The sequence below is a fragment of the Novosphingobium resinovorum genome (genome assembly GCF_036352595.1).
In the GTDB taxonomy this organism is placed as follows: Bacteria; Pseudomonadota; Alphaproteobacteria; order Sphingomonadales; family Sphingomonadaceae; genus Novosphingobium; species Novosphingobium resinovorum_B.
Map to the genome: position 1 here is coordinate 37,569 of NZ_JAZFAX010000002.1, position 19,889 is coordinate 57,457.

Genomic DNA, 19,889 nt, shown 5'->3' on the forward strand with positions numbered 1-19,889 from the left:
GGGCGCGGAGACCACCATGGACGTGACGTTGGCGGACGTCGAGACTGCCGCGCGCAGGCTCGGGGACGCAGTGCTGCGCACACCGTTCCTGCACTCGCAGACGCTCTCGCAGCTGACCGGGGCGGAGATCTGGCTCAAGTTCGAGAACCTGCAGTTCACCGGCTCGTTCAAGGAACGCGGCGCGCTCAACAAGCTGCTGACCCTGGACGGCGAGGCACGGCGGCGCGGGGTGGTGACGGTCTCAGCGGGCAATCACGCGCAGGGCGTGGCGCTCCATGCGCGCGGCCTGGGCATCCCCGCGACGATCCTGATGCCCGCGACCACGCCGACGGTGAAGATCCGCCGCACCGAGAGCTTCGGCGCCGCCGTCCACCTCGTCGGCCGCGACTTCGACGAGGCGAGCGCCAGCGTCGCCGACTTCGAAAGGCAGGGCCTCACCTTCATCCACCCCTTCGACGATGCCGAAGTCATCGCCGGCCAGGGCACCATCGGGCTCGAAATGATTGCGCAGGGGCCTGCCCTCGACGCGGTGATCGTCTCGGTCGGCGGCGGCGGCATGATCTCGGGCATCGCCACGGTCTTCGCCGCGCTGTCTCCCCGCACGCAGATCATCGGCGTCGAGAGCGAGCTTTACCCCTCGATGGCACGCGCGATAGAGCGCCATGCGGGGCCGATCCCGGCCGGCACCACGATCGCCGAGGGCATCGCCGTGGCCCGGCCGGGCGTACTGACGCTCGGTCACGTCCGGCGGCTGGTCGACGACGTCGCGGTGGTCCCCGAAGCCGTCATCGAGGACGCCGTGGCGCTGCTGCTGCAGATCGAGAAGACCTTGTGCGAGGGCGCGGGCGCTGCCGGCCTCGCCGCCGTACTCGCCGATCCCGCAAGGTTCCGCGGCCAGCGGCTTGGCCTCGTCCTGAGCGGCGGCAACATCGACATGCGGGTGTTGACCGCGATGCTGCAGCGCCATCTGGTGCGCTCCGGCCAGCTCGTCCGGCTACGGGTACCGATGCTCGACAACGCGGGCTCGCTGGGGCCCGCTGCCTCGATCATCGGCGAGATGGGCGGCAACATCCTCGAAGTCACGCACGACCGCATCTTCGACGGCGCCTCGGCGCGGTCGGCCAATGCGGTGTTCACGGTCGAACTGCCCGACAGCGAGCGCAACGCGCTGGTGATCGAGGCGCTGCACCGGGCCGGTTTCACCGCCGCGCTCGTCGGCACCCTGCCCGGAGAGTGACGATGGCCGGAAGCAGCGCTCCATCCACCGCTCCCGCCAGCACCGCCGCCCGCGCCGCGTGGATCGATCTGTGCAAGGGCATCACGATCCTGCTGGTCATGCTGCTGCACGCCTCGTCATGGTACGGATCGAAGGGCGGCACGGTGCCCGCCGCCATGCTCGCCGTCAGCGGCTTCTTCGCGCCGGTGCGGATGCCGACCCTGATCTTCCTTTCCGGACTGCTGGCGGCGCAGGGCCTGCGCAAGGGTCCGGCCATCTTCGTGCGGCGGCGCGTGGCCATTCTGCTGTGGCCCTATCTGGTGTGGTGCGTGCTCTGGGCCTTCGCCGCCGGCACGCCCGAGCGGCTGGCCGAGCCCGCGTGGTGGCTGGGCGGCTGGTACCTGTGGTTCATGCTGTTTATCCTCATCTTCTCGCTGGTCGCCGCGCTCGTCCCCGGCCGCCTGCACCTGGTCGCCGCGATCTACGCCTACCTCGGCGCGCTCGCCTGCGAGGATGGGACCAAGTACGGCGAGCGGCTGCTGTTCTTCCTGGCGATCTTCCTGATCGGCGGCTTCCTCGGCCGTGACCGGCGGGAGATGGAAGCACGGCTGTCCGCGCCGGTGGTGCTGGCCGCGCTGGCTCCGGCGGTGCTTGGGATCGCCTGCTGGTCCGCCGCCGCACCCAGGCCGCTGCGCTATTCGCCGCACGATGCGCTGCCGATCCTGGTGGTCGTGGCCGGCACCCTGGGCGCGAGCCTGATGCTGTCGCGCAAGTGGCCGATCGCCCCGCTGCAAGCCGTGGGCCGCAATTCGCTGACGATCTACCTGGCGCACATGCCGATCATCGCGCTGACCCTGGCCGCGCTACGCCGGATCGGCGTGACCGGCTTCGTCCCCTCGTTCGCGGCCAGTCTGGTGCTGGCCCTGTCGGGATCGCTGGCGCTGGTCGCCGCGCGCCGCCGATGGCGCGCGATCGACCTGCTGTTCCAGTGGCCGGTCCCCGGTCCGGACGCCCGCTCAGCCCAAGTTGGCGGTAACGTCGTCGAACAGTGAATCCACGCTCATCCGCACGGGGATGATCTTCTGTTCGAAGGCCCAGTCGATCGCGAGTTCGAGGCCCTTGCGGTTGGCATCCAGCCCCATCGGCGGGAAGGGATCGGGCAGGCCCCCTTCAGTCAAATCGCGCGATTCGCCGATCATGCGGTAGAGTTCGCGCACCACGTCTGGACGGCTGCGGACGATGTCCTCGTGGACCACGAAGACATGGTTGATCGGCACCACCCCTTCGCGCGCGAACCAGTCCTTCGCGGCGTTGAACGGATCGGGCACGAGCCGCTCGACGCGCGGATCCTTGGGCAGGTCCACCCCCTGCAGCGTCGCCGTCAGTTCACCGTCGAGCATCATCTGGCCGATGTCCGAGCCCTTGGGCAGGCGCACGCAGTTGGCGGGGTCGCTGTATTCCAGCAGGTGCCCGTCGCCCACCGTCATCCACGTCACCTTGTCGAGATCGACACCGTATTCGTGCTGCAGAATCCCGCGCACCCACAGGCCGGTGGTCTGCGCATAGGTGCGCACGCCCACCCGCTTGCCCTCGATGTCCTTGGGGTCGAGATGCCCGAGTTCGCGGTTGAAGCCAGCGCAGTGGTGCTGGAAGCGGCCCGAGACCGGCGCCGGCAGCATGAGGTAGGGCTTGCCGTAAGTCCGCGCCTGCAGATAAGTCACGATCGCCAGTTCGCCGCAGTCGAAGGCGTTCTCGCGCAGCATCGGCTTGAAGCCGTTCTGCGCCAGCGGCGGCCCGCAGAAATCCAGGCTGACGATCTCGGACGAGACGGTGCCGTCCTTGAGCGCCTTGGTCTGCGGATAGTCCTGCACGTTGGCGCGCAGGGTGAGCACATCGGTGGTCGTCATGGGAACCTCGCGGGAAAATCAGTAGAGTTTCACTTCGATCAGGCACGGCCCGTCCATCTCGGCCGAGCGCGCCATCTCGCGGTGGAAGTCCTCGGCGGTGGAGACCTGCACGCCCGGGACGCCCATCGATCTGGCCATCGCGACCCAGTCGATCGTCGGGCGGTCGATGTCGATCATCGCCATCGCCTGCGGCCCCGGCGTGCCGGCGCCCATGTTGGCGTATTCGGCCTTGAGGATCGCGTACTGGTTGTTGGCGAAGATGATCGTGGTGACCGGCAGCCCCTCGCGCGCCTGCGTCCACAGCGACTGGATCGTGTACATCGCCGATCCGTCGCCGACCATGCAGAAGGTCCGCCGGTCGGGACATGCGAGAGAGGCTCCGGTGGCGACGGGGGTGCCGTAGCCGATCGAGCCGCCCATGTTGTTGATCAGGTCGTGCGGACGCGCGCCCATCGTCAGGCCCATCGTCTGGCGTCCGGTGGTGAGCGATTCGTCGACGAGGATCGCGTTTTCCGGCAGCGCCGCCGAAAGGGCATGCGCGATCGTCTCGGGATTGAGCGCGCCGGACGGGGCCGAAGCCTCGATGCGCTCCTGGACGAGGCCAGGCGTGTCCTTCAGGCCCAGCGCGTCGATCAGCATTTCCAGCGCGGCGGTGGAATCCTCGTGCTCCTCGACCAGCGGGTGGACCACGGTGCCGGGGGCCTTGAGCAGGCTGGGCTTGTCGGGATAGCTGAAAAAGGCGACCGGCTCCTTCGTCTCCAGCGTGACGATGTGGCGGAAGTCCTTGAGGAACGCCTGTCCCAGCGGCACCGCATAAGGAATGCGCTCCAGCGGCGTGCGGCCCGCGCCGCGCTCGATGCGGGCGGTGAAGAACTGCGAGCCGAGGCGGCAGCCGGTCCCGGCGGCGACCTTGCCGGCGAGTTCCAGCGCGCGCCCGCGCGTCGCCTTGTTGCCCAGGATCAGCAGCACCGGCTCTCCCGAGCGCAGTACTTTGGCGACCTGCTCCACGCACGCGGCGTCAGGCGCGGGACGGACGGCGGCGACGGGCTTTGGCGTGACCGCTTCGCCCGCGTCCTTCCACGCGGTGTCGCCAGGCAGGATCAGCGTGGCGATCTGGCCGGGGTGCTCGCTGGCCTTGGCGACGGCGGCGGCGGTGTCCCAGGCGATCGTCGCCGAGCTTTCGGCGCGGCGCACCCAGTGGCTGAGCGGACGCGCCAGCCCCTCGATGTCCGAGGTCAGCGGCGGATCGTACTTGAGGTGCAGCGCCGAATGCTCGCCGACGATGTTGACCATGCCGGACGAGGCGCGCTTGGCGTTGTGGATGTTGGAGAGCCCGTTCGCCAGCCCCGGCCCCAGGTGGAGCAGGGTGGAGGCAGGCGTGTCCTTCATGCGATACCAGCCGTCCGCCGCGCCGGTGCAGACGCCCTCGTAGAGGCACAGCACGCTCTTCATGCGCGGATTGTCGAGCGCCGCCAGGAAGTGCATCTCCGAGGTGCCGGGGTTGGCGAAGCAGACGTCCACGCCGCTGTCCACCAGCGTGTTGACGAGCGCCTGGGCACCGCTGCGTGGGGCTTCGCTCATGGTCAGTACCCCGCCAGTTCGCGGCCCTGGCCGACGACGCCGTAGCTGCGGCTCGGCGCCGACATCAGGAACCTGTAGCCCTCGCCGATCAGGCGTTCGACGTTCTTGGCGTTGGTGTGCGGGTTGCCGACGACGACCTTGTGCTTGTGGCAGATCTCGACGATGCGGTTCATCGCGCTCAGCACTTCGGGATGCTCGTACTGGCGCGGGTAGCCAAGCGCCTGCGAAAGGTCGCCCTCGCCGATCAGCACGAAGCCGATGCCCGGCACGTTCGCCAGGATGTCGTCGAGGTTCTCGATCGCCTCGGGGCTCTCGCACATCATGCCGACCAGCAGCTCGCCGTGCGGCGCCAGCGGCCAGACATCGGCCTTCGCGTAGTAATCGGGCTGTGACAGGCCCCAGTAGCGCGCGGCGGTGGCCGGGCCGTCGCCGCGAATGCCCTTGGGCTCGTAGAGCGCGGCGCCGGTCGGCTTGGCGTAGCGGCACGAGGCGACCATGTTGTAGGCCTGCTCCACCGTCGATACGTGCGGGGTGATGACGCCGTAGACGCCGCGATCGAGCACCTGCTTGGCCTGGAACTGGTTCATCTCGCCGCCGTTGGCGGGGATCCGCGCGATCGGCGTGACCGAGGGCGCGACCGAGCCGGTCTCGGCGATCTTCTTGCGGTTGAGCATGTACTGCAGCGCGTCGCCAAGGGCGGAGACGTCGTAGGGGTTATGCTCCATCTCGAAGACGACGCCGTCGTAAGGCGCGTCGGTCATTTCCTGCGCGGTCAGCTTGTCGACCTTGGCGAAGCAGGTGAAGGCGGGCTTGCCGGCTTCGAAGGCGCGGATGATGCCGTTGAGGCGCGTCTGGGTCATTGTCTTGCGATCTTTCCTTCGGGATGCCTGATCCCGTACCTCACCCCGGCGGCGGCGGGTGATTGATCCGCCGTCCGCAGCCATCGAATATCAGGCATCGAATATCAGGCGCCCTCGGGCTGCCAGTACATGAAGCCCATGCCCTCGCCCGTGCCGGCGGCGGTGCGCCAGCACGGTACGTAGTCCACCAGGGTCATCTGCGCGCCGGTCTGCTGCAGCGCCATCATCACGATCGAGTAGATCTTCACCTCGGACGTGCCGGACTGGTAGTACCCGTCCGGGATCGCGGCGAGGCCCTCGTAGTCGTAGGCTGCCAGCTTCTCCATGACGTCGCGGTCGAACTCCTCGTCGTTGACGAAGTGCGACAGGCCGCCGCTGGCGATGACGGCGACGCGCACGTCCTCGGGCCAGGCCTCGATCGCCTCACGCAGGGTGCGGCCGAATTCTATGCAGCGCGCCATCGAGGGCTGCGTCGGCGGGTAGAACAGGTTGAACAGCACCGGTACGTGCGGCGGCGGGTTGTCGCCCATGATCTGGTGGTAGACAAAGCTGTAGGCATGCGGGACCACCGGATAGTCGGGCGCATAGCCGCGCTGCTTCTCCATCCAGGTGTTCTGCGGCCAGGCCTGCAGGTCGTTGAGGTCGAAGCCGTCCTTCTGGAACGCCTTGATGAGATAGGTCGCGAACTCGGGATAAGCCTTGTGCACGACATGATGGTCGGGCGCATAGACCGGGCGCTGCGGCGGACCGTTGTGGACCTCCTCGCCGGTGTAGATGGTGATCGAGGGCGACTGGTCGGGCCAGATCTCCTTCTGGTCCTTGCCCAGCACGATCGCCACATCGACGTTCGCGCGGGCATAGGCAGCCGCCATCTCGTCCAGCGCGGCGCGGCAGCGCTGCGCGCGTTCGGTGCGCTCCTCGATGGTCAGGAAGGGCTCGAAGGCGGCGCCGCGCTCGGCCTCCAGTTCGGGGTAAGTCCAGGTGCGGTTGCGGAACCACAGCTCGGGGTTGTTGCGGTCGCGCTCGCCATTGGTGAGCCAGTCTTCGGGCGCCTGCCCCAGCATGCCGCTGTGAGGCACCGCCATGCCGAATACGATCTGAGCCATCTGTGTGTAATCCGTTCCTGAAACTTTGAGGGGGTTAGGCCGCGATCTTCGGCGCCCAGCGCGGCTGCAGCAGCACGAGCGTCGTCAGCGCGCCGATCGCGCAGAAGACCACGATGACGAGCATCGGCAAGTAGTAGCTCCCGCCGACATGGAGCAGCCAGCCCGAGAGGCTTGCGGCAACGCCGCCGGAAAGGCTGGTGGCCACCTGCTGCACGCCGGTGACGAGGCCAACGGCCGGCTTGGGGATCAGCGTCAGACGGCACAAGGCGAGGTTGTTGGCGGTGGTGAGGCCGAGGAACGAGAGCGAGAACACGTTCCAGAACAGCGCCGCCTGCAGGCTTTCGGCATAGGCGCCGAGCAGTACCGTGCAGGCACCCACGAAACCGGCGATGACGAAGGACTTGCGCACCACCACCGCGTCCATGCCGCGCGCGATCATGCGGTCCGCCACCCAGCCCGCGAGCACCGCGACGATGGCGATCCCGGCGAAGCTGAAGAAGGTGTAGAGCCCCGACTGCTGCAGCGACAGCCCGCGCTCCTCGACCAGATAGGCGGGCATCCAGGTCATGCAGTAGAAGGTGAAGTAGCCGTAGCAGAAGCTGACGATCAGCGTGCCCCAGACCAGCGGGCTGGCAAGGATGGCGCTGAACGTGACGGCGGAGGCCTTGCGGCGAATTTCAGCGCGCTCCTCCGCCTTGGGCAGGTCGTTCTTCACCATCAGCAGCCAGGGCGCCAGCCAGAGCAGGCCCGCCGCGCCGGTCACGAAGAACATCACCCGCCAGTCGTAGGCCACGATGAGCCACGCCGCCAGCGGCGCACCGATCGCCGGGCCCAGCTTGTTGCCTGCGGTGAAGATGCCCACGGCGGTGCCGCTCTGGCCTTCGGTGAAGTTGTCGCGGATCCAGCGGTAACTCGCCGGGATCACCGCCGCTTCCGCCGCGCCGACGATGACGCGCATGAGGATCAGCGCGAAGAGGCTGTGGATCGCTCCCGTCAGCGCGGTCGCCACGCACCACAGCGCGAAGCACACCGTGTAGGGCGTCTTCACCCCGTAGCGATCGACCAGCCAGCCCATCGGCACCTGCACCAGCCCGTAGGACCAGAAGAACGCCGCGTTCACCCATCCCCGGTCGAGGTCGGTCAGCCCGAAATGATCGACGAAGGGCTTCTCGGCCAGCGCGGAGGAAATGCTGGTGCGATCGACATAGGCGATCAGCACTCCCAGCGAGAGCAGCAGCAGGATCGACCAAGTCTTGCCCGAAACCCGCGATACCGGTGCCGGCGCCGACACGGGGGCGGTCATGCCGGTACTTCCGGATGCGGGGCCTTCGATTGCCTGGGCCATGGGGTCTCTCCGATCATGTGTGTTCTTGCCTGCAAGGATGGACGGTCTTCACTCAGTCCGCCAGCGCCGGATAGAGTTTCTGCGCGGTCTTCGCGAAGATCCATTCCCGGTCGGCGCCCGAAAGGCAGGCGAGGCGCGCCTCGGCGGTCGCCTTGATCTCGCCCAGCGTGCCCGGCGAGGTGGGGTAGTTCGATCCCCACGCCATGCGGTGGGCGCCGAACGCCTCGACAAACCTGGGAAACAGCGTCTCCGGGGTCGCGGCACCCTTGGTGGAATCACCCATGATGCGCGGGGTCAACTTGAAGAAGATGTTCTCGATCGGGGCAAGGTCGAACAGGCTGGCGGCAGCCGCATAAGGCGCGCCATCGGTCACGTCGGGACGGCCGAGGTGGTCGAGGATGATCGACACTTGCGGAAAGCGCTTCGCCAGCGCGGTGACGGCATCCAGGCCGACGGGGCCGGTCTGGATGCACATCGTCAGGCCCAGTTCGCCCAGCAGTTCCCACGCCGGATAGGCGCGCGGATCGTCGAGTTCGCTGGGGTCGAATTCCTTGGTCGATCCGCCGGTGAAGACGCGCAGGCCCTTGAGCCCCCTGTCCACCCAGCCGCGGATCACCTCTGCCGCGTCGGGGGCCAGCACGTCCACCGATCCCACCGCGATCAGGCGGTCGGCGTAGCGGTTGCAGGCATCCACCACATAGCTGTTGTCGAAGCCGTAAGTCGTTGACGAATGGACCACCGCCGCCTTGGCGACGCCCGCCTCGTCCATCGAGGCGATCAGCGTCTCGACCGTGCTTGGCCGCTCCTGCGACCAGTCCGAGCGAAGCCCGAACAACGGCGCGGGCGGATAGGCCTGCTCGTCGTCGGAAATGACGTGCGGATGGATATCGACGAACCTGGAAGTCATGCACCTGTCTCCGTCCCCGGAAGCGCTATTCCTGCGCTCCGGGCCTCTATTCTCGTTGCCGTGATTGTGGCGCCTGCGGGGCGGCGGCGGGTATTCGATAGTCAGCCGCGAGGCATAACTTCCGCCGCCGCCAGCGGCTTACAGCCCCTTCGCCTTGAGCCGCGCGTCGAGGCGCGGATAGACGCGGCGCGCGTTATCCTCGTAGATCGCCTTGCGGTCCGCGTCGGACAGCGCCTCGCAAGCATCGACGTAGCGCTTGGTGTCGTCGAAGTAGTGGCCGGTGTTTGGATCACGCCCGCGCACCGCGCCGATCATCTCCGATCCGAACAGCACGTTGGAAGTCGGCACCACCTTGGTCAGCAGTTCGACGCCGGGATGGTGATAGACGCAGGTGTCGAAGAAGATATTGTCGAGCAGCCCTTCCAGCGGCCGGTCCATCATCTCCAGCGACATGCCGCGATAGCGCCCCCAGTGATACGGCACCGCGCCGCCGCCGTGCGGGATGACGAGCCGCAGCGTCGGGAAGTCCTTGAACAGATCGCTCTGCAGGATCTGCATGAACACCGAGGTATCGGCGTTGAGGTAATGCGCGCCAGTCCCGTGGAAGTTGGGATTGCACGAAGCCGCGACGTGAACCATGCCCGGCACGTCGAGATCGCACAGCGCCTCGAACAGCGGATACCACGCGCGGTCGGTGAACGGCTTGCCGGTCCAGTAGCCGCCGGTCGGGTCCGGGTTCACGTTGACGCCGACGAAGCCCAGTTCCTCCACCACGCGGCGCAGTTCGGGGATCGAATTCTTCGGCGGCGCATAAGGGCTCTGCGGCAGCATCGCGACCGGCACGAAGTTGTCCGGGTACATCTCGGTGACGCGGTAGACGAGGTCGTTCGAGATGGAGGCCCATTCGAGGCTGGTGCGCTCGTTGCCGAGGTGGTGGCTCATCAGCCCGGCGATCGGCGAGAACAGCGTGAAGTCGCTGCCGCGCTCCTGCTGCAGTTTCAACTGGCCGCCTTCGATGCCTTCGCGGATCTCGTCGTCGCTGACGTGGGCGTCGGCGATCTTCGGGGCATTGGCAAGGTCGTCCGCAGCCGCGACCTGCGCGGCGCGCCAGTCGCGGAAGTGCTTGGGCACGGTCGTGAAATGGCCGTGGCAGTCGATAATCATGGGTATCTCCGTCAAATTCCTGCAGGCTCGGTCAGACGCGAACGGGCGCCTTGAGCGGATCGACGAAGAGTTCCTCCATCGACATGCGGCGCGGCGTCAGCCCTTGCGCGAAGGCGGTCTGCTCCAGCGCCTCGATCGTCGCGCGGTTCGCCTCGATGCCGTAGGGCAGCGGGTCCGGCCCAACGATCTGCTGCAGCGCGCGGTACTTGTCCGCACCCTTGCCAGTCGCCTCGCCCGAGTTCAGCTTCGCCAGCCACTCGTCCTTGGCACGGGTGAAGGCGTCGTTGAGCGAGCGCGCGATCCACGGATGCTCGGCAAGGATCGCGTCCTTGACCACGATCGTCCCGTGCATCGGATAGACGCCGGTGCGCGCATAGTATTCCGCCTCGGCCGTCTCGGCGTCGGGGATGAGATCGACATAAGCGCTGGTGTCGACTTCCTGCCAGCCGCCGGTCGGCGCGCCGGTGCGGCCGATGCCCGCCGCCGCCTCGACCCCGGCCTGGATCTCGTCCGCCGCCATCATGTCCGCCAGCGAGCAGCCTTCGGGCGCGTGGAGCACGTTGGCGGGAAGCTTGAGCTGGGTGACGTGCTCCTCGTCGTCGACGATCCAGGTCACCTTGGAATTGTCCATGCCGTATTCGTCGATGAAGACCTGCCGGATCCAGACGCCGGTGGTGACCGAGTAGGCGCGCACGCCGACCCGCTTGCCTTCCAGATCCTTGGGCGATGTGATCCCCGAATCCGGCTTCACCAGCATGCCGCCGTGGTGGAAGCGGCGCACCACGAAGATCGGCAGGCCGACGAACGGGGCGCCGTAGGCACGGGCGATGATGTAGGTCGTCGGCGCCAGTTCGCAGACGTCGAACTCGACATCGCGGACCATGCGGCGGAAGGCGCCGATCTGCGGCTTGACGGTGATGAACTCGGGCTCGACGCCTTCGATCTCGATGCTGCCGTCGCGGATGGCCGCCGTATGCGGGTGATCCGCGATCGCCATCGTCAGGCGGACTTTCTGGCTCAAGGTCGCTCTCCTCGGGAGTGAATGGAACGGCATGTTCGTCGCGATGCCGGTTGCCCCGCGAAAAGCATCGACACCCCCTGCCAAGTCAACGCAGCCCCATCCCGAACCGAGCAGCGAGGACGCACAATTTATAATCCCGCCGCACCGACCGTTATAGATTTCGCGTCGCCAGGGATATAAATCCTGCGCCGGTGGCAATAGGTTCCGGGACGCCGCCGGTCCCGCATGGTGCGCTGCGCAATCCCGCAGCCCTATGCCCAAACCCCGCGCATCCTGCGGGCCTCCCGCCCGGTATCGCGCGGCGCCCAGTCCCTGACCGCCGCGAGTGCAAACCGTCCGACCCTTCGCTACCCCGTTGCCGAGCCGATAAATATCGCGCATCCCTTGCGGCGGAGAGGAAACCACAATGACCGCACCAACGAGTCAGGACCGCGCCCAGAGCCTCAGCTTCCGGCAGCTTCGGCTGTTCGAGGCGATCGGCGATCTGAAGAGCGTGCGCCGCGCATCCGAAGCCTGCAGCCTGTCGCAGCCCGCCGTCACCCAGGCGCTCGCCAAGATGGAAGCGCAGCTGGGGGCGACGCTGGTGGACCGGCGCGCCAGCGGCAGCTACCTCAACGAGTATGGCATGGTCTTCCACGCCCGAATCAAGCGCTTCTTCCAGCAGACCGAGCGCGCCGTGGTCGAGATCGGCGCCGCCGTAAACGCCGACGCGGCACGGCCGATCGTCAACCGCCTCACCCGATCGCAGCTGCGCACCCTGGTCGGGGTGATGGAGCAGGGATCGTTCGAGCAGGCCAGCGAGACGCTGGAGATTTCCGCCGCCTCGCTCCAGCGCGCCGCCCGCGACCTGCAGGGGAACCTGCGCGTCTCGCTGTTCTACCGCACCGCCGCCGGGATGCTGGTCAGCCCGCAGGGGATGAAGCTGGGCCTTGCCGTCAAGCTGGCCCTGCAGGAAATCGAGTGGGGGGTGATGGAAGTCGATTCCGCGCTCGACGGCAGCGCGACGCCGGTGGTGATCGGGGCGATGCCGTTCGGCGGCAGCGTGCTCCTCGCCTCGGTGCTCGACCGGTTCCTCGAACGCCATCCCAGCGCGGACGTGCGGATCATGAACGAAAGCGCGCTCGAAATGACGCGCTGCCTGCGCGCGGGCGACGTCGACTTCGTGGTCGGCCTGCTACCGCAGGACGTGCCGCCCGAACTCGTCGCCGAGCCGCTGGTCTCGACCCCCTACGCCGTGGTCGGGCGCGAGGGCCATCCGCTGACCCGCGCGGGCAAAGTCTCGATCGAGCAGCTCATGGCCTACGACTGGATCACCGGCACCCCCGGATCGAGCCGCCGCGCCTGCTTCGACCGGATCTTCGCCGGCACCCCCGGCCCGCAGACCCATGTGGCGACTTGCGCCCTGCCCATCATCCGCCACCTGCTGAAAGGCAGCGACCGGCTGACGCTGATGACCTCGTACGAGATCAGCCACGAACAGGGCCTGCGCACGCTGCACTGCGACCCGATCCAGCCGGTGCCCGCGATCGGCATCACCACCCGCGCCGACTGGATGCCGACGCCGGTGCAGTCGGACTTCATCGCGATCATCCGCGACCACGTCTGCGCCGCGCCGACACCCCTGCGCCGGGCGAGCTGAGGCGGCCCTTTGGTTTACACCGAAGGGCATGCGAAACCGCCCTCGGTCGCGCCGCCGGAGGCCCTGCCCCGCCGCACGCGAAAGTAATGCCCCAGCAGCGAGACAAGCGCGCGATCGTCACGCTTTCGCTCGGTCGCGACGTGGCGGCCGCCGTACATGCGCGGCTTCAGCAGGCCGTGGCGCGCCCGCTGCGCGCGCTCTTCGAGTGTGACCTTCCGCCGCTTCATCGCGATCCGGCCCAGCACTTTGTCCCAGGCGGCGGCGAAACCGCCCGCGCCCGGACGCCGCCGCAGCCGATAGGCGGTCTCGCGCGCCATGCCGACGCGCCGCGCCGCCGCCTCGACCGAGCGCGTCTCCGCCAGCGCGCCGAGGAAGCGCGCCTGCCGGTCGGGCGTCCACCCGTCGCGGCGACCGCGCAGCGGCACCGGGGCGAAGGCGGGGACACGGACATGGCCGGTCTTGCGACGGGGTTTGCGGCGAGCTTCCATCCGCAAGGTTAGATCGCAATCGCGCCTTGTAGGAAACCCTCGGTCCGTCAGGGTGGGAATCGCACTTCACCCTTGTCGAATTTTAACCCCGCCCCGTTCAGGGTGACGGCGGGCTTGGGTTGAGAGCGGGCTTTCCACCACAAAGCCGTACCTGTCATCCCCGCGAAAGCGGGGATCCAACTGATGTGAGTGCAAGTAGCACCGTCAGGAGATGGGTTCCCGCGTTCGCGGGAATGACAAAGAAGGGTGGAAAGCGGTCGTCAATTCCTCCCCGGCACGGGGAGGGGGACCACCCGCAGGGTGGTGGAGGGGCACCCTCGGTTCGCATGCCACCGCGTTGATACGCTTCCCAATGCCCGCCGATCGAGGTCTGGCGATCCACCGCGTGCCCCTCCACCATGCTTCGCATGGTCCCCCTCCCCCAAGGGGGAGGAATGGGGCGCTTGCCGAAAGTCCGCTTTCCTACACCCAGCGCGGTCCCATACATTGCGCCAATGCCCAATCCGACCGCCCCGAACCGCACAAGGTTACACCGCAAGGTGACACTTCCCCCTCACAAGGTGACACATCGCCCGCAAAATGTGTCACCTTATGCCACTAAGGTGACACTTTCCGGCGCAAGGTGACACATTTGCCCCCTGGACCGTGTAAACCGTGTAAACCTGCGTCACCTTGCAAGGCCCGAAACGACCACCGGCCCGCCTCCCCATCGGGAGCCGGGCCGGCAGCATCATTCCGAAAAAAAGCGAAGGGTCAGGCCACCGTTTCGGGCACCCCGGTCTTCTCGAAGACCATGCCGCGCCAGTTGTCGTCGGCGGCCTCCTGGCAAGTCTCGCGGTAGGCCTTGAAGCCGCCGGTATACATCGTCAGCCCGCGTGCCTTGCCCGCCACGTTGGCGCCGGTGTACCAGGTGTTCGCCTTGCGCACCAAGGTATTGAGCGAGAGTTCGTGGACGTGTTCCATCCACTCGTGCTCGGCCTCCGCCGTGGGTTCCATGGCGGTCAGGCCATGCCCTCGCATGTGCTCGATCGCGCCCGCCAGCCAGTTCACGTTCTGCTCGTTGATGGTAAAGATGTTCGCCAGCGCCGAGGGGCCGTTAGGGCCGCAGACGATGAACAGGTTGGGGAAGTCCTTCATCATCAGGCCGAGGTAGGAGTGCGCGCCGCCCTTCCATTCCTCGTTGATCGTCTTGCCGCCCCGGCCCACCACGTCGAACGCCATCAGCGCGCCGGTGAGACCGTCATAGCCGGTGGCGAGGATCAGCATGTCCAGCTCGATCTCGCGCTCCGCCGTGCGCACGCCCTTCTCGGTCAGGCCGACGATCGGCTCCTTGAAGCAGTCGACGAGGCTGACGTGCTCCTCGTTGTAGGTCTCGTAATAGTTGGTGTCGAGGCAGGCGCGGCGCGCGAAGATCGGGTAGCCGCGCGGCTTCAGGGTCTCGGCGGTGGCGGGATCCTTGACCACTTCGCTGATCTTGCCGCGCACGAATTCGGCGACCTGCTCGTTGGCCTCCTCGTTCTGCATGAGGTCGGAGAACGAGCCGAGGAACGTGTGGCCACCGTTCTGCCACGCCGATTCCATGATCTTCACGCGCTGCTCGGGCGGCAGGCTGAAGTAGGGGCGCGTGGTCGCCGGGCGCACGCCGCCGAGCGGGCTGTTCTTCGCCGCCACGCGCATCGCCGGGAGGTTGCGCTTGATCTCGGCGGTGTACTCGTCGGAGTGCTTGTGGTTGCGCATCGGCATGGTGAAGCTGGGCGTGCGCTGGAACACGAAAAGTTCCTTCGCCTCCTGCGCCACCACCGGGATGATCTGGATGCCGGTGGAGCCGACGCCCACCACGCCCACGCGCTTGCCCTCGTAGCTTACCGGCTCCTTGGGCCAGCGGCCGGAGTAATAGAGTTCGCCCTTGAAGCTGTCGAAGTCCTCGAAGTCGGGGCGCTTGGGCACCGAGAGCGGGCCGGTGGCCATGACGGCGTAGGTCGCCTCGAAGGTCTTGCCGGTCTCGGTCCCGGAGGTCCAGACCTGCCGCGCCTCGTCGTATTCGGCCCGGCTGACGCGGGTGTCGAACAGGTAGTCCTTGCGCAGTTCGTGGCGGTCGGCGACGAAGTTGATGTATTCGAGAATCTCGGGCTGGGCCGCGAACTGCTCGGACCACGACCACTCGGCATCGACTTCGGGCGAGAAGGTGTAGCAGTAGTCGATCGTCAGCAGATCGCAGCGCGCACCGGGATAGCGGTTCCAGTACCAGACGCCGCCGACGTTATCGCCCGCCTCGATGCCGAGCACCGAGAGGCCCATCTCGCGCAGCTTGTAGACGGCGTAGAGACCGCCGATGCCCGCGCCGACGACGACCGCATCGTACGTGCCGTCGACATGCTTGTTCGCAACTTCAACCATTTCGCCCATCATCTCCTGGGAGGCTCGATCCACCGACTATGCCGCATGGGGCTGCGGTGGACCGACCGTTGGGGCCCCTGCGGACCCAAAATCACATTCGTGAGAGCGCCTTCACGCCCCCAGAACTTGTGGCGCGACGAAGCGCGCGACGTGGTGCTCCGAGGAGCCGTAGGCGCAGTCGAGCATCATCTGCCGCTTGAGGTGATGGCTGATGATAAGCTCGTCCGAGAAGCCGACGCCGCCGTGAAGCTGCACCGCCTGCCGCCCGACATAAAGCCCGCATTGCCCCACCCGCGCCTTGGCGGCCGAGACCACGCGGCGGCGCTCCGCTGCGGGAAGGCTGAGGCTGAGGCTGAGCGTGGCGCGGTAGGACATCGATCGCGCCTCCTCCAGCGCGATCGCCATGTCCACGGCGCGGTGCTGGAGCGACTGGAAGCTGCCGATCGCGACGCCGAACTGCTTGCGGGTGCGCAGGTATTCCAGCGTGGCCGCGTGGGCCGCCTCCATCGATCCGACCGCCTCGGCGAGATGCGCGCAGATAGCCTTGTCCACCGCGAGTTCGACCCTGGGCAGCGCCGCGCCCGCCTCGCCGATCAGCACGACGGTGACGCCGTCGAGCTTCAGGCGGGCGTGGCGGTGCTGGTCGATGGCGCGGAAGCGCGAGACGGTGAGGCCCGGCGCATCGGCGCGCACGAGGAACAGGCTGATGCCCGCATCGGTCTTCGCGGTGACGACGAACCAGTCGGCGTCGGCGCCGTCCTCGACATGCAGCTTCTCGCCGGTGAGGGTCCAGTCGGCGCCGCTGCCGGTCGCGGCGCATTCGACCCAGCCGAGGTCGTAGCCGCCATCGGGTTCGAGCAGGCCCGCGGCCGCCTTCGCGCTGCCCTCGCCGATGGCAGCGAGCAGGTCGGCGGCGGCGGGGTCGCCGCTCACCAGCGCGGGGACGAGCACCGCGTTGGCGACGTAGGAGGTCGGGATCAGGTGGCGGCCGACGCCCTCCATGATCGCCATGACATCCACCGCCGAGCCGCCGAGGCCGCCGTCGTCCTCGGCGATCGGCAGCATCAGCCAGCCGAGTTCGGCCATCTGCGCGGCGGTGCGCGCGGTCAGGTCGTCGAAGTGCTCCAGCAGCTTGAGCCGGTCGCTGGAGGGCCACAAGTCCGCGCCGAGGCGGTTGGCGCTGTCGGCCAGCATGCGCTGTTCGTCGGAATATTCGAAGTTCATGGCAGCCTCACAGACCCAGCGCGCGGCGGGCGATGATGTTGTGCTGGATCTCGCTCGATCCGCCGTAGATCGAGGTGACGCGCGAATAGAGGGCGCCCTGCATGCCGTAGGGCATGTCTGCCGGGGCTTCTCCCTCCAGCGCCCGGAAATGCGCCGCCTCGGGCCCGAGCGCATCCATCCACAGCGCGGTGGCACGCTGATAGAGGTCCGACCAGCGCAGCTTGACCATCGAGCCGCGCGGGCCGGAGTCGGCGCCCGAGGCGAGGTCGGCGAGCAGGCGCAGCACCATGGTTTCGAGCGCCATCGCCTCGATCTCCAGCTGCGCGAGCTGCGCGGCGAAGGCGGGCGTCTCGATCAGCGGCACCCCGCCCACCTTGCGGGCACGCGCGGCATCGCGCACGCCATCGAGCACTTGCGGCAGGTGGATCGCGGTGGCCGAGCAGACCATGCGCTCGCGGTCGAGCAGCACCTTGCCGTATTCCCAGCCCTTGCCCTCGGTACCGACGAGGTTCCCCGCCGGCACCCGCACGTCGTCGAGGAAGACTTCGTTGGTGGTATACTTCTCGTCCATCGTCTCGATCTTGCGGATCGCGATGCCGGGCGTCTTCATGTCCACCAGCAGCAGCGAGATGCCCTGCTGGCGCTTGGGCTCCTGCGATGTGCGGGCGAGCACGAACATGTGGCTGGCAACCTGTGCGTAGCTGGTCCACATCTTCTGCCCGTTGAGGACGTAATGGTTGCCGTCGCGCACCGCCGTGGTGCGCAGCGAGGCAAGGTCGGACCCCGCGCCCGGCTCGGAATAGCCCTGGCACCACCAGTCGTCGGCATTGATGATGCCGGGCAGGTAGCGGTCCTTCAGCTCCTGCGAACCGTAGGTGAAGATGATCGGGCCGATCAGTTCGAGGCCTTGGTGGAACTGGATCGGCGCCCCGGCGCGGGCGGATTCGCTCTCGAAGATGTAGTTCTGCGCCGGGGTCCAGCCGGGGCCGCCGTACTCGACGGGCCAGGTCGGCGCCCCCCAGCCCTTCGCGGCCAGCGCCTTCTGGTAGGCGATCAGTTCGGCCGGTTCGAGCCGGAGCCCGGCGCGCACGCGGGTGAGCCATTCGGCGGGCACGGTCTTCGCGAAGAAGGCGCGCACCTCGTCGCGGAAGGCCAGTTCGGCGGGGGTGAAATCGAGGTCCATGGGCAGCTGACTGCCTCGCGGACCCCGTTCAGTTCCAGCCTGAGGCCCCTTGCGGCCCCGCTAATTTCAAGTGTGATTGTCCGGAACGTGGATCGCCTCGGCCATCCCGCGCGCGTCGAGGCGGGTGATCGCCAGCATGCGCCCGGCGTCGGGGTGGTCGGACTTCAGCTTGTGGCCGGAATCGGCGATGGTGGTGACGTAGAGCGTCGCCATGTCCTCGCCCCCGAAGGCGGGGCAGGATGGATAGGGCACCGGCACGTCGATGCTGCGCAGCAATTCGCCCTGCGGCGAGATGCAGCCGATCCGCTGCGTCGTCACCAGCGCCACCCACAGGCGGCCCTCGGTATCGACGGTGGCGCCGTCCGGAGCGCCGATTGCGGTGCAGTCAAAGAAGTCCTCGCGCGCGCCCAGCGCCCCGGTCTGCGGATTGTAGGGGTAGCGGCGGATCATGCCTTCGAGGGTGTCGGTAAGGTAGAGCCAGCGGCCGCAGGGCGAGAAGCAGATCGCGTTCGTCAGCTTCATCCCCGCTTCGACTTGTGTAGCCCTGCCGTCTGCATCGAGCCGCCAGACGCTGGCCAGCGCCTCCTCCTGCCCGCCATGCTGCATCGTGCCCGAGAGGAAACGCCCCTGCCGGTCAGCCTTGCCATCGTTGAAGCGGATCGCTCCGGTGCCGATCGGCGGGCGGGCCAGCGGCTGCACCGCACCCTCCCCGTCGATCAGCGCGAAGTGATCGACGAAGGCGGCGACGAGCCCGCTGTCCGCCAGCCCGATCGAACCGACCGCACTGTCGAACGTCCAGTCGCGCTGCACCCGGCCGTCGGCATCGGCGGCCATGACGCGGTTGCGGCGGATATCCACCCACCACAGCCAGCCGCGCCGCGCGTCCCACACGGGGCTTTCGCCGAGGTCGTTGGCGATGTCGGTGAAGAAGCGGATGTCCATGGTTTCAGGCCCTGCCCGTGTGGAACAACATAGTCATTCCCGCGAAGGCGGGAACCCATCTGATGGCCGTGCGACAGGCGCCCTCACCAGATGGGTTCCCGCCTTCGCGGGGATGACGAACGGGGATGCGGTTGAACACGATCAAGCTCCTTCGCGCTCGGCGACGGCGCGCATGACGGCGGGGATGCCATCGGTGCAGGCGTGCAGGCCAAGGTGCGCGACCAATTGGAACACTTGCGCGATCTCCTCCGCCGAGGCCCCGGCATCCAGCGCGCTGCACACTTCGACGCGCACCGCGCTTTGGTTGAGATGCGTCGGCGAGGCCGCCAGCGCCAGCCGAACCAGCGCCCGCTCGCAAGGGGTGAGCCGCGAGGTCCGGTCCGCCGTCGCCTGAAGCTGGGCCAGCGCCGATGCCCACTCGGGCGAGACGCGCGCGGCGGCCGAAAGCCAGTCCTGCGGCCCCGCGATCGGGTTCCCGCGCGCCGCCAGTTCCTGCGCCAGCACGTCCATGCCCAGGGCCACGCTGTCGAGCCCCTGCAGCGTGGCAATCTGTAGCACCTCGACCAGTTCGGCGGGGGTGCAGCCGATGTCCAGCGCGATGCGGACGTGCACTTCCAGCCCCGCCGCGAACAGGTGCGTGGTGGAGCCATCGACGGCGACGTAGATCAACTCGCGCATCCGCGCCGAAAGCGGTCCGGTGCGCGCAGGCGTGGAGGAATAGGCGAGGTAGGCTTCCAGCCACTCGGGGCTATATTCCAGCAGCCCTTCGTTGAACTCCACCCAGTAGCCACGCGCCTCGATATAGGCGCGCTTGAATGCCTGCTTTTCCGCTTCGGTCTTCACGGCTCATCCTCTCTCCACGAACGGAGAGGATGAGCGCGCCGCCCCTCGCGCTGTCGATCTCCGCGC

Annotated in this window: 17 protein-coding genes; 3 read left to right on the top strand and 14 right to left on the bottom strand. The window is 67.6% G+C overall.

Annotation, left to right across the window (positions count from 1 at the left end; all coding sequences use genetic code 11):
- Positions 1 to 16: 16 nt before the first annotated feature.
- Complete coding sequence (locus V2S85_RS03125; protein ID WP_330701418.1) at positions 17 to 1,237, top strand: threonine ammonia-lyase; 1,221 nt, start codon at positions 17 to 19, stop codon at positions 1,235 to 1,237.
- A gap of 2 nt (positions 1,238 to 1,239) precedes the next feature.
- Complete coding sequence (locus tag V2S85_RS03130) at positions 1,240 to 2,268, top strand: acyltransferase (RefSeq protein WP_330701419.1); 1,029 nt, start codon at positions 1,240 to 1,242, stop codon at positions 2,266 to 2,268.
- Here the strand turns inward: V2S85_RS03130 and V2S85_RS03135 are convergent.
- The 8 genes from V2S85_RS03135 to V2S85_RS03170 form a co-directional block, all read right to left on the bottom strand.
- The gene (locus V2S85_RS03135) at positions 2,233 to 3,123 is read right to left on the bottom strand and encodes a phosphate ABC transporter substrate-binding protein (RefSeq protein WP_330701420.1); all 891 of its coding nucleotides are present in this window, start codon (positions 3,121 to 3,123) and stop codon (positions 2,233 to 2,235) included. The two genes, V2S85_RS03130 and V2S85_RS03135, sit on opposite strands and share 36 nt — an antisense overlap.
- A gap of 18 nt (positions 3,124 to 3,141) precedes the next feature.
- A complete protein-coding gene (locus V2S85_RS03140; RefSeq protein ID WP_330701421.1) occupies positions 3,142 to 4,704 on the bottom strand; it encodes an acetolactate synthase large subunit in 1,563 nt (520 codons plus the stop codon).
- Between the two features lie 2 nt (positions 4,705 to 4,706).
- A complete protein-coding gene (locus V2S85_RS03145; RefSeq protein WP_330701422.1) occupies positions 4,707 to 5,564 on the bottom strand; it encodes an HpcH/HpaI aldolase family protein in 858 nt (285 codons plus the stop codon).
- Between the two features lie 104 nt (positions 5,565 to 5,668).
- The gene (locus tag V2S85_RS03150; RefSeq protein ID WP_330701423.1) at positions 5,669 to 6,670 is read right to left on the bottom strand and encodes a protocatechuate 3,4-dioxygenase; all 1,002 of its coding nucleotides are present in this window, start codon (positions 6,668 to 6,670) and stop codon (positions 5,669 to 5,671) included.
- A 34-nt stretch (positions 6,671 to 6,704) separates the two neighbouring features.
- The gene (locus V2S85_RS03155; RefSeq protein ID WP_330701424.1) at positions 6,705 to 8,015 is read right to left on the bottom strand and encodes an MFS transporter; all 1,311 of its coding nucleotides are present in this window, start codon (positions 8,013 to 8,015) and stop codon (positions 6,705 to 6,707) included.
- 52 nt (positions 8,016 to 8,067) lie between these two features.
- Positions 8,068 to 8,922: an amidohydrolase family protein gene (locus V2S85_RS03160; RefSeq protein WP_330701425.1), complete on the bottom strand. Its 855-nt coding sequence runs from the start codon at positions 8,920 to 8,922 to the stop codon at positions 8,068 to 8,070.
- A 138-nt stretch (positions 8,923 to 9,060) separates the two neighbouring features.
- Positions 9,061 to 10,086 carry an amidohydrolase family protein gene (locus V2S85_RS03165; RefSeq protein WP_419198159.1) on the bottom strand — a complete coding sequence of 342 codons (1,026 nt, stop codon included), beginning with the start codon at positions 10,084 to 10,086 and terminating at the stop codon, positions 9,061 to 9,063.
- Positions 10,087 to 10,117: 31 nt separating this feature from the next.
- Positions 10,118 to 11,107, bottom strand: a complete 990-nt coding sequence (locus V2S85_RS03170) for an ABC transporter substrate-binding protein (protein WP_330701426.1) — start codon at positions 11,105 to 11,107, stop codon at positions 10,118 to 10,120.
- A gap of 406 nt (positions 11,108 to 11,513) precedes the next feature.
- Here V2S85_RS03170 and V2S85_RS03175 point away from each other — a divergent pair, with 406 nt between their 5' ends.
- Positions 11,514 to 12,746 (top strand): LysR family transcriptional regulator, encoded by a 1,233-nt coding sequence (locus tag V2S85_RS03175; RefSeq protein WP_330701427.1) that lies wholly within the window; start codon positions 11,514 to 11,516, stop codon positions 12,744 to 12,746.
- Between the two features lie 14 nt (positions 12,747 to 12,760).
- Here V2S85_RS03175 and V2S85_RS03180 read toward each other — a convergent pair whose 3' ends face one another.
- The 6 genes from V2S85_RS03180 to V2S85_RS03205 all read right to left on the bottom strand — a co-directional run bounded on the left by V2S85_RS03180 (position 12,761) and on the right by V2S85_RS03205 (position 19,823).
- Positions 12,761 to 13,240: a hypothetical protein gene (locus V2S85_RS03180; RefSeq protein WP_330701428.1), complete on the bottom strand. Its 480-nt coding sequence runs from the start codon at positions 13,238 to 13,240 to the stop codon at positions 12,761 to 12,763.
- Positions 13,241 to 13,987: 747 nt separating this feature from the next.
- On the bottom strand, positions 13,988 to 15,631 hold the full coding sequence (locus V2S85_RS03185) for an NAD(P)/FAD-dependent oxidoreductase (protein WP_330701429.1): 1,644 nt from the start codon (positions 15,629 to 15,631) through the stop codon (positions 13,988 to 13,990).
- Between the two features lie 111 nt (positions 15,632 to 15,742).
- Positions 15,743 to 16,855: an acyl-CoA dehydrogenase family protein gene (locus tag V2S85_RS03190; protein WP_330701430.1), complete on the bottom strand. Its 1,113-nt coding sequence runs from the start codon at positions 16,853 to 16,855 to the stop codon at positions 15,743 to 15,745.
- A 7-nt stretch (positions 16,856 to 16,862) separates the two neighbouring features.
- Positions 16,863 to 18,038 (bottom strand): acyl-CoA dehydrogenase family protein, encoded by a 1,176-nt coding sequence (locus V2S85_RS03195; RefSeq protein ID WP_330701431.1) that lies wholly within the window; start codon positions 18,036 to 18,038, stop codon positions 16,863 to 16,865.
- Between the two features lie 66 nt (positions 18,039 to 18,104).
- On the bottom strand, positions 18,105 to 18,980 hold the full coding sequence (locus V2S85_RS03200) for an SMP-30/gluconolactonase/LRE family protein (protein WP_330701432.1): 876 nt from the start codon (positions 18,978 to 18,980) through the stop codon (positions 18,105 to 18,107).
- Positions 18,981 to 19,121: 141 nt separating this feature from the next.
- Positions 19,122 to 19,823 (bottom strand): carboxymuconolactone decarboxylase family protein, encoded by a 702-nt coding sequence (locus V2S85_RS03205; RefSeq protein ID WP_330701433.1) that lies wholly within the window; start codon positions 19,821 to 19,823, stop codon positions 19,122 to 19,124.
- Between the last annotated feature and the right edge of the window lie 66 nt (positions 19,824 to 19,889).